General features: G+C 63.8%; 12 protein-coding genes and 2 tRNA genes. 5 read left to right on the forward strand and 9 right to left on the reverse strand.

Annotated features, from left to right (window positions below):
• Window positions 1-293: 293 nt before the first annotated feature.
• Window positions 294-1,487 (reverse strand): pyridoxal-phosphate-dependent aminotransferase family protein, encoded by a 1,194-nt coding sequence (locus KJP30_RS07315; RefSeq protein WP_218448311.1) that lies wholly within the window; start codon window positions 1,485-1,487, stop codon window positions 294-296.
• Window positions 1,488-1,614: 127 nt separating this feature from the next.
• Here KJP30_RS07315 and KJP30_RS07320 point away from each other — a divergent pair, with 127 nt between their 5' ends.
• A complete protein-coding gene (locus KJP30_RS07320; RefSeq protein WP_218448312.1) occupies window positions 1,615-2,328 on the forward strand; it encodes a phosphatase domain-containing protein in 714 nt (237 codons plus the stop codon).
• A gap of 79 nt (window positions 2,329-2,407) precedes the next feature.
• Window positions 2,408-4,078 (forward strand): ABC transporter ATP-binding protein, encoded by a 1,671-nt coding sequence (locus KJP30_RS07325; RefSeq protein WP_218448461.1) that lies wholly within the window; start codon window positions 2,408-2,410, stop codon window positions 4,076-4,078.
• Between the two features lie 13 nt (window positions 4,079-4,091).
• On the opposite strand, the gene KJP30_RS07330 is transcribed toward KJP30_RS07325, so the two are convergent.
• Window positions 4,092-4,769, reverse strand: coding sequence for a TIGR04283 family arsenosugar biosynthesis glycosyltransferase (locus KJP30_RS07330; RefSeq protein WP_218448313.1), 678 nt, complete (start codon window positions 4,767-4,769; stop codon window positions 4,092-4,094).
• Between the two features lie 60 nt (window positions 4,770-4,829).
• Here KJP30_RS07330 and ygfZ point away from each other — a divergent pair, with 60 nt between their 5' ends.
• Window positions 4,830-5,567, forward strand: a complete 738-nt coding sequence (gene ygfZ / locus KJP30_RS07335; RefSeq protein ID WP_218448314.1) for a CAF17-like 4Fe-4S cluster assembly/insertion protein YgfZ — start codon at window positions 4,830-4,832, stop codon at window positions 5,565-5,567.
• A 50-nt stretch (window positions 5,568-5,617) separates the two neighbouring features.
• Here ygfZ and KJP30_RS07340 read toward each other — a convergent pair whose 3' ends face one another.
• Both KJP30_RS07340 and efp read right to left on the reverse strand, forming a co-directional pair.
• Complete coding sequence (locus KJP30_RS07340) at window positions 5,618-6,082, reverse strand: GNAT family N-acetyltransferase (RefSeq protein WP_218448315.1); 465 nt, start codon at window positions 6,080-6,082, stop codon at window positions 5,618-5,620.
• Between the two features lie 94 nt (window positions 6,083-6,176).
• Window positions 6,177-6,740, reverse strand: a complete 564-nt coding sequence (efp, locus tag KJP30_RS07345) for an elongation factor P (RefSeq protein WP_218448316.1) — start codon at window positions 6,738-6,740, stop codon at window positions 6,177-6,179.
• Between the two features lie 215 nt (window positions 6,741-6,955).
• Between efp and KJP30_RS07350 the strand changes: the two genes are divergently transcribed.
• Window positions 6,956-7,276 carry a DUF6280 family protein gene (locus KJP30_RS07350; RefSeq protein WP_218448317.1) on the forward strand — a complete coding sequence of 107 codons (321 nt, stop codon included), beginning with the start codon at window positions 6,956-6,958 and terminating at the stop codon, window positions 7,274-7,276.
• Between the two features lie 109 nt (window positions 7,277-7,385).
• Here KJP30_RS07350 and KJP30_RS07355 read toward each other — a convergent pair whose 3' ends face one another.
• From KJP30_RS07355 to KJP30_RS07365, 3 genes are all read right to left on the reverse strand, one after another.
• Complete coding sequence (locus KJP30_RS07355; protein ID WP_218448318.1) at window positions 7,386-8,675, reverse strand: hypothetical protein; 1,290 nt, start codon at window positions 8,673-8,675, stop codon at window positions 7,386-7,388.
• Window positions 8,676-8,748: 73 nt separating this feature from the next.
• Window positions 8,749-10,122 carry a TolC family outer membrane protein gene (locus KJP30_RS07360; RefSeq protein WP_218448462.1) on the reverse strand — a complete coding sequence of 458 codons (1,374 nt, stop codon included), beginning with the start codon at window positions 10,120-10,122 and terminating at the stop codon, window positions 8,749-8,751.
• A gap of 105 nt (window positions 10,123-10,227) precedes the next feature.
• Entirely contained in the window at window positions 10,228-10,881 is a 654-nt protein-coding gene (locus KJP30_RS07365; protein WP_218448319.1) for a protein-L-isoaspartate O-methyltransferase family protein, read from the reverse strand.
• A gap of 170 nt (window positions 10,882-11,051) precedes the next feature.
• Between KJP30_RS07365 and KJP30_RS07370 the strand changes: the two genes are divergently transcribed.
• Window positions 11,052-11,125: transfer RNA gene (locus KJP30_RS07370), tRNA-Cys, on the forward strand.
• 219 nt (window positions 11,126-11,344) lie between these two features.
• On the opposite strand, the gene KJP30_RS07375 is transcribed toward KJP30_RS07370, so the two are convergent.
• A tRNA-His gene (locus KJP30_RS07375) sits at window positions 11,345-11,421 on the reverse strand.
• A 113-nt stretch (window positions 11,422-11,534) separates the two neighbouring features.
• Window positions 11,535-12,734 (reverse strand): thiolase family protein, encoded by a 1,200-nt coding sequence (locus KJP30_RS07380; protein ID WP_218448320.1) that lies wholly within the window; start codon window positions 12,732-12,734, stop codon window positions 11,535-11,537.
• Between the last annotated feature and the right edge of the window lie 2 nt (window positions 12,735-12,736).

Here is a 12,736-nt window from a genome sequence, read left to right on the forward strand (position 1 = left end):
AAGGGGCCGCAAGGGCCTGTTCTCCGGAGCCATCCTGTCGCTGAGGCCGATCGGAACCAAAGCGTCTGGCTCTGCAAGGGGGCGCAGCCCCGAGCGCAGCTCGGCTTGCCCTTGCAGCGCCAGAGGGTCTGGTTCAGGCCTCAATCAGCGACAGGATGGATCCGGGGCACCGGCCCGGGGCTTGTTCTTTGGTGAGTTCAAGAAGCAACAAGGCGTTTCCCCGGAAACGCCCTTTCGCGCGCCCGAAGGGCGCGCGCCGGTCGCCTCGCCGCAGGCGAGGCGAAACCCGTCCCTCACGCCGTCAGACTGCGGACGGCGGCCTCTGGCGCCCCCACCCCGTGCGGGATCTCCAGCGCGGTCAAACCGGCCTCGACGACGCCGATCAGGCCAAGGATGCCATGCGCATTGACATGGCCCATGTGACCAAACCGGAAATAGCCCGACCCGGTCGGATCCTCGGGGTCGCCCACGCGCAAGCCGACGCCCAGGGCAACCCCCGCCTCGTCGCGGCACCAGGCGCGCAACCGGTCGCCCAGCGGCGCCCCCAGTTCCGCCGCCGTCACCGCATGGGAACGATGCGCCGGATCGGCCACGTTCAACCGGAACGGCCCCTCCTGCGCCCAGACCTCGCCCGCCGCCCAGACAGCCCGTGCAAGCCGGGCATGGCGCGCCCAGATCGCCTCCATCCCCTCGTCGCGGACCATGTCCAGAGCCGCGCGCAGTCCATAAAGGTGGTGCGTGGGCGCGGTACCGCCGAAATACTGGTAGAACATCTCCGGTTCGGCGCGCGGCCCCCAATCCCAGTACCGCGAGACCCGCGGCATGGCGCGGCGCACCTCGGCGGCGCGGGCGTTGAAAAAGACAAACCCCATGCCCGGCGGCACCATCAGTCCCTTCTGCGACCCGGTGACCATTACGTCGACGCCCCAGGCGTCCATGCGGAATTCGTCACAACCAAGCGAGGCGATGCAATCCGCCATCAACAGCGCCGGGTGCCCGACCTCGTCCAACACCGCCCGCAACGCGGCAATGTCGGACCTCACCGAAGACGAGGTATCCACATGAACGGCCAGCACCGCCTTGATCCGCTGATCCTTATCCGCCAGCAAGGCGGCACGCAGGCGTTCGGGATCAATCGGGGTGGTGCGGCCGTGATCGATGATCTGCACCTCGGCACCGATGCCCTGCGCCATTTCAGCCCAGCCATGGCCGAAGGCCCCGGTCGTGGGCACGAGCACCGCCTCACCCGGGGCGATGCAATTGGACAACGCCGCCTCCCACGTGCCGTGCCCATTGCAGATGTACATGGCCACGTTGCCCTCGGTCTGAGCCACGTAGCGCAGGTCCGGGACCAGCCCGGCCACCATCTGGTGCAATTCGGGCGCATAGATGTCAGGGGCCGGGCGATGCATCGCCTGAAGCACCCGGTCGGGCATCATCGACGGGCCGGGCAAAGCCATATGGGGGCGACCGTGGGACAGTGACATTGGCGACTCCTGCAAAATTCCGCGCGACGTTAGCGGGCGCCGTCCTGCCGTCAATACGTGCCCTCGCTGGACAGGCCGGAGAATGCCGCGTAAACCGCGCGACTGAACGCTGGAGACCCTTTCGCGCATGCTGGCAAAACTCTGGAACAGGCTGGACCACGCGGAGCGCAAGCTGCGCCGCTCTTTCGGCACGGATATCTCGACCCCTGCGGCGCGGCGTCGGGCCAAGCTGCATTACCACCTGTTCGACCACGCCTTTCTGCGCGTGTTCTGGACCAATTTCTTTCAGATCGCCCCCGGCGTCTATCGGTCGAACCAGCCAACGCACCGCCGGTTCGAACGCTATGCGGCCATGGGCATCAAGACCGTGGTGAACCTGCGCGGCGAAGACCGTTTCGCGCACTACCTCTTTGAGAAAGAAAGCGTCGAGGCGCTTGGCATGACATTGGTCAATGCCAAGCTCTGGGCGCGCGAAGCGGCCCCGCGCAAACGGATCGTCGCGGTGATCGACGCCCTGCGCGCGGCGGAAAAGCCGATGATGTTCCACTGCAAGTCCGGTGCGGACCGGGCCGGATTCGTCGCGGCCATGTACCTGCTGGTCTTCGAGGGCGCCTCGATCGAAGCGGCCAAGAAACAGCTGAGCCTTCGCTATATCCACCTCGATTTCACCAAAACCGGCGTTCAGGACTACATCCTGCGGGTCTTTGAGGCGCGCCAGCAACTGGGTGAGATCGGCTTTGAACACTGGATCCGCACCGAATATCACGCCAAGACGATCCAGCCCGCATGGGAGGCCCGCCGTCCCGAGATCGACTGCGCGCGGGAGCTGATGGGTGGCTGATCAACCGGCCCAGCCCCCGCAGACCAAACGCCTGTTCCTCTGGCTGTGGCAGCGTTACCTGAAACGCTACGCCGGGCTGATGGCTCTGGCGATGATCTTCATGTCGGTCGAAGGCAGCATGTTCGGACTGCTCAGCTACATGATGAAACCGATGTTCGACGATGTCTTTGTCGGAGGAAACGCGGATGCCCTGGTCTGGGTCGGTCTGGCGGTGCTTGCGATCTTTGCCGTGAGGGCGGTGGCCAGCGTGGTGCAGAAAGTGCTGCTGACGCGGGTTTCGCAAATGTCGATGGGCGACATTCGGCAGGACATGCTGGAACACCTGATGCGGCTGGACCCCGGGTTTCACCATGACCATGGTCCCGGATACCTGATCCAGCGGATCGAGGGGGACGTGGGTTCGATCGCCAAGGTCTGGAGCACGCTGATCACCGGCGCGGGGCGCGACGTGGTGGCGCTTTTCTCGCTGTTCGGGGTGGCCCTGCTGATCGACTGGCGCTGGACACTGGTCGCGCTTATCGGTGTGCCGCTGCTGATCTTCCCCTCGGTTCTGCTGCAACGCTTTGTGCGGGGCAATGCGCGCGAGGTCCGTGACATCGCCGCGCGCCTGTCCTCACGCCTGAACGAGGTCTTTCACGGCATCACCCCGGTCAAGCTGAACCGGCTCGAACGCTGGATGGCCGGAAAATACCGCGCCCTGACCCGCAAACGTATTCGCGCAGAAACGCGCTCGGCAGCGGGGCAGGCCTCGCTGCCCGGTTTGATCGACATCATGTCCGGCATCGGCTTTGTCGGCGTTCTGTATTTCGGCGGCGGAGAGATCCTCGCCGGGGAAAAGACCGTTGGCGATTTCATGGCCTTCTTCACCGCCATCGGGCTGGCCTTTGAACCGCTGCGCCGTCTGGGCGCGGTATCGGGTGTCTGGCAGGTGGCCGCGGCCTCGATCGAGCGGATCATCGAACTGCTCAGCACCGAACCGGCCCTGCGCGACCCTGAAAACCCCCTGCCCGCCCCCAAGGGCGTGCCCGGCATCCGGCTGGACAAGGTCAACCTGCGCTTTGGCGATACGCAGGTTCTGCGTGGGCTGAGCTTTGAGGCCGCACCGGGGCAGACAACCGCCCTGGTGGGGGCCTCGGGGGCGGGGAAATCCACGGTCTTCAACCTCTTGACCCGCATGGCGGATGCGCAATCCGGGACGGTTGACATCGGTGGCACCGCCGTGACCGCGCTGCGGCTGACGGATCTGCGCGGCATGATTTCCGTCGTCAGCCAAGAGGCACTGCTGTTCGACGAAACCCTGCGCGACAATATCGTTCTGGATCGCGAAGTGTCAGAGACCGACCTGACCGCCGCGTTGGAGGCAGCGCATGTCTCGGACTTTCTGCCGCGTCTCGACGCCGGTCTGGACACGCAGGTAGGGCCGCGCGGGTCGCGCTTGTCGGGTGGCCAGAGACAGCGTGTGGCCATCGCACGCGCCCTGCTGCGCGACACGCCCGTCCTGCTGCTGGACGAGGCCACAAGCGCGCTGGACGCCCAGTCCGAGGCCGTCGTTCAGGCCGCGCTGGAAAAACTGTCCGAAGGGCGCACGACTCTGGTGATCGCGCACCGCCTGTCCACCGTACGCAACGCCGACAAGATCGTGGTGATGGATGCCGGGCGCGTGGTCGAGGAAGGCACTCATGACGCGCTGATCGCGCAGGACGGCGCCTATGCGGCGCTGTACCGGCTGCAATTCGACAGCGCGGGCTGACACCCCTGCCCGGCTAGCGGCGATAGCTGCGTGCCAGCGCCTGCGGATCTGCCCCCGCAAGATAGCGGGCCAGCGTGGTCAGGTTACGTGCCCCGCGCCACAGCCAGCCCTGCCTCTGGTATTTCTCTGCCGATGTCACGGCCAGCGCGGGCAAGGCGCGCAGGTCGCGCCCCAGCGCACGCGCCAGCGCCACATCCTCCATCAAGGGCAGATCGGGAAAGCCGCCTGCCGCCTCCAGCGTTCCGCGGTCGATCAACAGGCCCTGATCGCCGTAAGGCAAGTGAAACAGGCGCGAGCGCAGATTAGCCCAGCCTGCTACCCATGCGGGCAACAGGCCCGAGGCATCAAAAGCCAGACGGAAATGCCACGCCCCCGGGTCGATCAGCACCGGAAAGACCGCCTGCGTCCATCCTTCGGCCAGCCGGGTGTCGGCGTGCAGGATCAGAAACCAGTCGCCCTCGGCCGCTGCGATTCCACGCCGGATCTGCGCCCCGCGCGACGGTGTCCCGCTGACGATCCGCGCCCCTGCCTGTTCAGCGATGCGCAGGGTATCATCCGTAGAGCCGCCATCGCTGATCACAAGTTCGCGGATCAGCCCCTCTTGCAGCCCTTCGCCAAGGCTCCCCAGACAGGTGGGCAGACCCGAGGCCGCGTTGAACGTGGGTATGACAATGGAAATCGGTGCGCGCATGGGCCTGTTCGCAAGTTGCCTAGACGCCTATATGCCCTCGTGAAGGAAAAGGAAAAGCAAATGGCTGATGAAATGCGTAAGGTTCTGCGGGTGCGCGGCGCCGGGGCGCGCGACTTCCTGCAAGGGTTGGTGACCAATGACGTGGCCGGGCTGGACAAGGGATTGGTCTATGCCGCGCTGCTGACGCCGCAGGGCAAGTATCTTGCCGATTTCTTCCTCGTGCCTGACGGGCAGGACGTGTTGATTGACCTGCCAGCGGCGCTGGCACCGTCGATCAAGCAGCGTCTGACCATGTACAAGCTGCGATCGCCGATCGAGATCCAAGACACAGACCTGACGGTCAGCCGGGGCACGGGCACGCCGCCCGAGGGCGCGCATGCCGATCCCCGCGATCCGTCGCTGGGCTGGCGCGGCTATGCCGGACAACCGGACCAACCCACGGACTGGGACGCACTGCGCGTCGCCGCCTGTGTGCCCGAGGCTGGCGTGGAACTGACCCCGGACAGCTTTATCCTCGAGGCCGGGTTCGACCGGCTGAACGGCGTGGATTTCCGCAAGGGTTGCTATGTCGGGCAGGAAGTCACCGCGCGGATGAAACACAAGACGGAACTGCGTAAGGGACTGGCCTTGGTCGAGGTTGACGGGACTGCCCCCGTCGGGACCGAGATCATGGCCGGAGAGAAACCGGCCGGCACGCTATACACCCAATCTGGCGGGCGGGGCATTGCCTACCTCCGGTTCGACCGCGCCAAGGGCGAGATGACAGCCGGGGATGCCGTGGTGCGCTATAACGGCTGATCTGGCAGCGCGGCCGGGCACGCCGCCCCCGGCCGTCCCCCTGCCCCGTCCTAAAGCCGCTTTTCAAAGGTCTGCACGGACAGCTGCGCGCCTGCCCCCTGCATCATCGCCGCGCTGGCCGTATTGAAGGCATGAACGCGGGTGAGCCACCCCTCACAGCCCTCTTCGCGGATGTCGTTTTCAAAACGCGCGATCAGCCGCCGTGCCAGCCCGCGATGCCGCCAGATCGGCGCCACGTAGATATGGTCCAGAAGTGCCATGCGCGCCGGGTGCTCCAGTGCCGAGGCCGGTCGTTCAAGGATCTGCCACAGCAGGTAGGCACGGGCCACGCCTTCGGTTCTGTAGATCAGAGCACGGGCGCCGCCCGTCAACCTGTCGGACAAGAAGCTTTCCAGTTCGGGCAAGGCGCCGTCCTTGTGAAAGCGCCCGGGCAGGTCCGTCGCGTGATGCGCATTCAGCGCAAAAAGCAATTCGGCCAGCGCGGGAATATCGCTGTGACTTGCGGTGTCGATCATGAAAAAGGCCTCCTGGCGTTGCGCCGGAGGCCTTCGATCTGTCTATAGTGTCACCCCCGGCAAGTTCCGGGGTATGTGCGCGCGGGCCCCGAGGTCAGGCGCGCTCCGAATACTCCATGGTTTCGGTGTTCACGACGATCATCTCGTCCTGCGCGATGAAGGGCGGAACGGTGATGCGGACGCCGTTGTCGAGAACGGCGGGCTTGAAGCTGTTGGCAGCGGTCTGACCTTTGACAACCGGCTCGGTCTCGGCGACCTGGCAAGTGACCTTTTGCGGCAGCGTCGCGTTCAGCGCCTCGGCATCGTAGAATTCCACGACGATGGTCATACCGTCCTGAAGGAAGGGGCGGCGTTCGCCAAGGATGTCGGCAGGCAGTTCGACCTGATCGAAAGTCTCGGTGTCCATGAAGGTCAGCATGCCATCGGTTTCATAAAGAAACTGCATGTCCTTCTGTTCCAGACGCACGCGTTCGACCTTGTCGGCGCTGCGGAAACGTTCGTTCAGCTTCGACCCGTTGCGCAGGTTCTTCATCTCGACCTGGGCAAAAGCGCCGCCCTTGCCGGGCTTCACGTGGTCGACCTTGACCGCGACCCAGAGACCGTCGTTATGCTCCAACACGTTGCCGGGGCGGATTTCGTTACCGTTGATCTTGGGCATGGGCAAAACCTTGTCAAAAGGTTGATGATAAGTTGCCGGTTCCTATATCTGGCCTGTTAGCGACTGGCAAGACAACGTATTTCGTGCTGCACTTGCAGAAAGTTATGCGCATCTAGCATAGGAGCTATGCAAGATCGGGGTATCCGAATCGGAACTAATACGCCATAACCCGCGTTACGCCAAAAAACACAAGAGCAATAATCAAAGGTCGACACATGAAGGATTTCGTTGACAGCACCGCTTTCAACGCTGAGCAAGGCAATCGCGCTCGCAAGCTGTTCGCGGCCGTGGTGCTGGCTGCCCTCGACGATGCAATCGCCGACGACAAGAAATATGGCAATGGTCCGGAGCAGATCGCCCGTTGGGCCCGCTCGCGGGATGGCCGTGAAGTGCTGTCCTGCGCCGGGATTGACCCCAATGAGCGTGTCGTTTCCGGTCTGATGGAATTTGTTGCCAAGGGTGTTCGGACCTCCGTCGCGCTGTCGCGCGAGGAAAGCGAACGCCGCCATGCCGCACAGCAGGCCGAAGCGGCCTGACCTGACAGAACGACAACTGTGATTGAACGCGCCCCTTCGCGGGCGCGTTTTTTCATGGGCAAACGATGGGGTGCGGGGGACTGCTAAAACGCGCGCAGCGTCAGGGCCGTCAATCGAAATCCTGGCTCATCAGGACGCGATGAATCTCGCGCCGGACAAGTTTGCGGACATTACGGGTGATCCGTTCACCCAAGGCACCCTGCAACTCGCGCCGGACAATATCAGACACCATGGCCTGCAAGGCCTCTTCGCTGAGCTCGGCCACCGCCGTCGGCTGTTCGGCCTCTGCAACGGGCAAGCGATCGGCTTCTGCACTCTCGGGCGCTGGCGCGTGATCTTCCCAGTCAAGCGATTCAGCAGGGGCGACATGGCGCACAAATGCCGGCTTTGGCTCTGTTTCGGCGTCCGGGGCGGCGTCAGGCTCTGGCGCAACGTCGGGGTCTTGAGCTGTCTCGGAATCCGGACCGATTTGCGGTTCAGGCGCGTCCAGCGGTTCAGATGCGAACTCGGGCTCGGGCTCGGGCAGTTCTGCGTTGGGCAGCGCCTCGATCTCCTGCGCGACCATGTCCACTGCCGCAGCTTCCGCTGCTGCCGAAATCATCTCTTCCAGACCGCTGATCGGGTCGGCATCTTCGTCCGCTAGACCATCGGCCAAAACGGGTTCGTCTGCCTCCGGTGACGGCGACCAGTCTTCGGACTGCCGCTGAAGCATCTGCTCCAGCGTGGCAATCTTTTGTTCCAGCGAGTCGTCCAAGGCCTCGGCCTCGGGCAAAAGATCCAAAGGCTCGCCGTCTTCGGCCCAATCGTCATAATCAGCGGCCAAACCGGGTTGAGGTGCTGTCGCCTCGGCCGGATCGAGGATGTCGTTCAGACTGTCCCGCAATGCGGCAATCTGTTCGGCCTCGGCCAAATCCTCTGGCGTTGGATCCTCTGGCAGGGCCTCCGAGACCTCAGAAGCGCGATCCGCAAGAAACGCCTCCGCGTCCGCGACCTCAGCGGATAGAGGAGCGGCGGGGTCTTCCATCGCGTCCAAAGCGGTTTCCGGGCCTTCGGCATGGTCCGGATCGTGGCCCTCGGCGATTTGCGTCTGTGGCCAATCATTAACCTCAGGCGCATAGACCGCGGGTGCCGTATCCGCGCCCAGCACCAGCGCGTCTTCTACTGGCCCCGCTTCTTCCGGGATCTCTCTGCCGTGCAGGGGCAGAACCGTGGCCGGTTCGTCAGTATGGGGCGGAACAGCGCTTTCATCGACCTCGGGAACGCGCAACGCGGGCGACAGGACAAGGCGGTCCGGCGCAGCCGCAGTCGATTCCGATCTTGGTCGCCCTTCCTCGGACACCAAGCGGCGGATCGAGGACAGCACATCCTCTATTTCGACGTTCGTTACGGGATCTGACATTGTTCCTGCCACTCTTGCCTCGGGTCAGAGTGTACCCGCAAAGCGGGGCCCCGCACAACAGACGCAGAAAAAACTACTCTTTTCCCAGCGCCTTCAGAACACGGTCCAACTCGGCCCCTTGCTTGGAGCGCTTCATCGGGGCGGTCTTGACCAGATTGTAATAGGCCGCCGGATCGAAGGACGGCACGTCAAGGTGCAGCGCCTCGGCCGTCAGCAAGCCCAGAGAGGACAGGACCTGATAGGCGGCGATTGCCTCATCCACCTGCGCCCCGACAAGGCTGGCCCGCGCGTCCAGCAGTTCCTGTTCCGCGTCCAACACTTCCAGCGTGGTACGCGCGCCCAGCTTGGCCTCTTCGCGCACGCCCTGGAAAGCCACTGTCGCGGCGCGGACCTGCTGTTCGAACGAGGTGCGGTTGGCGCGGGCGACGCGCAGGTTGGCGTAGGCCTGACCGACGTTCTGTTCGATCTGGGTCAGTACGACATGCAGTTGACCCCGGCTGGCGTCACGGTTCGCCATGGCCTGACGCAGGGACGAATCGAGCGCCCCGCCCGAATAGATCGGGCCGCTGGCGCCAAGGGTCACACTCCCCCCGCGAGAGAAGGTGCGGTCGTCAAAGCTCTCGGTGACGCCATAGCTGCCTTCAAGGCTGACCACGGGCTTCTTGGCCCCTTTGGCGATCAGGATCGCCAATTCGGTCGCGGTGACCACATGCTGCTGGGCAATCAGTTCCGGGTGCTGGCGCAGAGCCTGCTTCTTGGCCTCTGCGACGCTCGCCGGCAGTTTGGGCAGGGCACGGGGGTTCACAAGATTGCGGGGTTTGTCACCCACCGCTGCAAGGTATTCCTCACCGGCCACCAGCAGATCCCCCTGCGCGGCGGCCAGCGCGGCGCGGGCCTGCGCTAGGCGCGCCTCGGCCAGAGCCACATCGGTGCGTGTCACCTCACCCACTTCAAAGCGGTCACGTGCCGCGCGAAGCTCCTGCTGGATGACGCGCACGTTGTTCTGCCGCAGGTTCACGGTTTCGCCAAAGCGGCGGATGTTCATAAAGGCCGCAGCCGCCCGCAACAGAACCTGCTGCTCGACAGCCACCAGCTGCGCCCGCGTTGCCAGCACCTGTTCCTTGGCGGCATCAAGACCCAGCTTGTTGCGGCCACCGGCATAAAGCGTGATCGATGCGATCAGGTTGAAGCTGGCAGTGTTGGAAAAGCTGCCGCTTTCGACAAAAGCCCCCGTGGTGGCGCTAAAGCGACCGCTGTATCCATACTCACGCTTGATGTTGCCCGCCCAGCTCAGCACCGGGCGAAGTTCGGCCAGCGCTTGGGCCACGTCCTCATCCGCGGCGCGCAAGGTGGCCCGGTTCTGCTCCAGCAAACCGCTGTTCAGATAGGCCTTGGTCATCGCATCGGCCAGGGTTTCCGCCCAGGACGGTGCAGCCATTGCCACCATCAGGGCGACGCCGGTCGCCCCCCGAATACATGTCTTGCGAATTCTGCCCAGCACCGCTGTCCCCAATGTCCTGTCCGCGCGCGGCCTGCCCTGCCCCTGTTATCCTCAGAGGGCGAATTCAGCCGCTTTCTCGAAACCCTGCATGATCGGCGCTGTTCCGTTAAAGGCAAAGCGCCAGTTGATCTGTCCGTCCAATTTATGGCCGATGCGCACCGTTCCAAGGGCACCTTCCATGAAGATGACCGCGATACGGCCACCTTCTTTCAACTGCGCCACGATCCCCTGGGGCAGAACTTCGACACCGCCTTCGATCAGGATCGCATCATAGGGACCATGTTCCTCGGCACCCTGCGTCAGCGCACCGGTGTGCAGGACAACATTGTCCGCATGATGTTCCGTCAGCAGGGCCTGCGCCTCGTCGGCAAGGCTCTCTGCCTCTTCGACCGCGACCACCGCCTCGGCGATCCGCGCAACAACGGCTGAGGAATACCCATAGCCCGCGCCGATATCCAGCACGAGGTCGCTGTTGGTCAGGTTCAGCGCATCGAGGATCTTGGCAAACACCCGCGGGTCCAGCAGCACCCTGCCCTCTCCAAGGTCCACATGCTCGCTGGCATAGGCAGCCTCAATCCGGTCACGGGGCACAAATGCCTCGCGCGGGACGCTGAGCATGGCGTCGATGATCGGGAATTCCGTAACGTCGGACGGGCGAACCTGAGTGTCGACCATCATGCGGCGGCGGGTGGCGAAGTCTGTCATGTACTAAACTCTTTCGTTCAGAACCTGTTGTAGCTTGTGCCACAACTGCTGTGAAGCAGCAATGACCCAAGGGACCAAACTTTGAGAATGTGACCCAGTGACCCGTGGAATCTTTTGCAAGATACCCGCTTGACGCCCCCCGCCGTTCCGCCTAATCAGGCCTCCACTCTGGCGAGTTGGCGGAGTGGTGACGCAGCGGATTGCAAATCCGTGTACACCGGTTCGATTCCGGTACTCGCCTCCAATATCCCACTTACTTTTGCGCGTCACCCCATGCCGTTGGACAACGGCCTGCGTTGGGCCTCTTTCGCGGCTCGGGGATACCCTTTCTTTCAGTGTGGGCAGCACTCTGGACCTCACCAGGTCCCAACTGAGCCCCAGTTCACATCCCCACGCGGAAAACCGCGCCGGAGGTCAGTCCTTGCGCAGGGCAAAACCCAACTGACAATGTAAAGCTTGGAGATGGTACCGCCTCCCCGGCTCGAACGGGGGACCTCTTGATCCACAATCAAGCGCTCTAACCTACTGAGCTAAGGCGGCACTCCGACGGCTGCGGGACGTCGCCGCCCCGAACCGTGCGGCTTCCTAGCAGCACGCCCCGGACAGCGCAAGCCCTCTGTCGCGCAGAAAATGACAGTTCTGCGACTTCTCTTTCAGCCCAGCTTGAGGATCAGCGCCATGGCGGAATCGCCAGCCGCACAGCCGTGAAAAAGACCGTATCCACCGCCGCGCAACTCTAGCTCTTCGATCATTTCGATGATGGCACGCAGGCCTGTCGGCCCCTGTGGATGGCCCCAGATCAGCGAACTGCCAAAGTTGTTCATCCTGCGCCAATCGATTCCAAAGGCGCGGGCAAAAGCGATGTCATTGACAGCAAACGGGTTGTGCGACTTGATAACATCCATGTCCCCGATCGCCAGATCCGCGCGCTCCAGTGCCCGCCGAGCGGCGTCGATGGGGGCGGCCGGCATATGCGCCCTATCCTCGCGCGACTGGCCAAAGGCCAGAAGCTGCACCAATGGCGCATCTTTTCGTGTGGCCATGTCGCGCGCCCTGTCCGGCTCCGCCACCATGACCAGCCCAGCATTGCCGTCCGCCGGATGGGTCTGGGCGGCAAAGGTTACGCTGCCGCCTTCGCGCACCGGTCTCAGCGCGGCCATCTTGTTTGGTGAGGCCGGGTATACCCCGCAATCGCCGCTGATCGTCTTGACCGTCTTGCGAAACCGGGCGTCGGGAACAGCAAAAGCCGCCGCCATGTAACGTTTCTGAAATGCCCGGTCGTCTTTCAGCGCATCCTCGTACTGGGCCTGCCGATGCAGGGTCAGTTCATGCTGTTCCGCCGTGTCGATCCCCACACGGCACGCCACGTTGTCGGCGGTATCGACCATGGCACATCGGGCGAAGGGGTCCTTGTTGAAACTCTCCAGAACGATATCTTCGCTCTGGCCCGTGCCACCCGGAGCGCCGGGCGCAGGGTAATAGACATGCGGGCTGTTCGAAGTCCGATCCCCCGAGACCAACAGCGCAGAGCGGGCAGCGCCAATGGCGAACTCCCCCGCTGCGGTCGCCAAGAGCCTTGCCCCGGTCGCACAGGCCTGATTGACGGTCGGCCCGGTCAACCGTTCCGCACCGATCATCCCGGTAAACCACGGCAGACCGTAGAAACTGCGATACTGTGGCACCGTCAGCCCATAGGCCGCGAAATCAAACGCCTCGACGGGCAAGTCTCGCTCCGCCAGCGCCGCCCGCGTAACATGTGCGGCAAATTCCATCGCGTGCAGATCGGCGAACTCTCCCTGCCAACGGGCAAAGGGCGTGCTCCAATAGGCCCCGTAAGGGATGTAGGCGTGCATGG

This window comes from Antarctobacter sediminis, assembly GCF_019218285.1.
Lineage (GTDB): Bacteria > Pseudomonadota > Alphaproteobacteria > Rhodobacterales > Rhodobacteraceae > Antarctobacter > Antarctobacter sediminis.

Coding starts and splice junctions, on each gene's coding strand:
- KJP30_RS07315 (WP_218448311.1), bottom strand. CDS start 1,487: ATGTCACTGTCCCACGGTCGCCCCCATATGGCTTTGCCCGGCCCGTCG.
- KJP30_RS07320 (WP_218448312.1), top strand. CDS start 1,615: ATGCTGGCAAAACTCTGGAACAGGCTGGACCACGCGGAGCGCAAGCTG.
- KJP30_RS07325 (WP_218448461.1), top strand. CDS start 2,408: ATGGCTCTGGCGATGATCTTCATGTCGGTCGAAGGCAGCATGTTCGGA.
- KJP30_RS07330 (WP_218448313.1), bottom strand. CDS start 4,769: ATGCGCGCACCGATTTCCATTGTCATACCCACGTTCAACGCGGCCTCG.
- ygfZ (WP_218448314.1), top strand. CDS start 4,830: ATGGCTGATGAAATGCGTAAGGTTCTGCGGGTGCGCGGCGCCGGGGCG.
- KJP30_RS07340 (WP_218448315.1), bottom strand. CDS start 6,082: ATGATCGACACCGCAAGTCACAGCGATATTCCCGCGCTGGCCGAATTG.
- efp (WP_218448316.1), bottom strand. CDS start 6,740: ATGCCCAAGATCAACGGTAACGAAATCCGCCCCGGCAACGTGTTGGAG.
- KJP30_RS07350 (WP_218448317.1), top strand. CDS start 6,956: ATGAAGGATTTCGTTGACAGCACCGCTTTCAACGCTGAGCAAGGCAAT.
- KJP30_RS07355 (WP_218448318.1), bottom strand. CDS start 8,675: ATGTCAGATCCCGTAACGAACGTCGAAATAGAGGATGTGCTGTCCTCG.
- KJP30_RS07360 (WP_218448462.1), bottom strand. CDS start 10,122: ATGGTGGCAATGGCTGCACCGTCCTGGGCGGAAACCCTGGCCGATGCG.
- KJP30_RS07365 (WP_218448319.1), bottom strand. CDS start 10,881: ATGACAGACTTCGCCACCCGCCGCCGCATGATGGTCGACACTCAGGTT.
- KJP30_RS07380 (WP_218448320.1), bottom strand. CDS start 12,734: ATGCACGCCTACATCCCTTACGGGGCCTATTGGAGCACGCCCTTTGCC.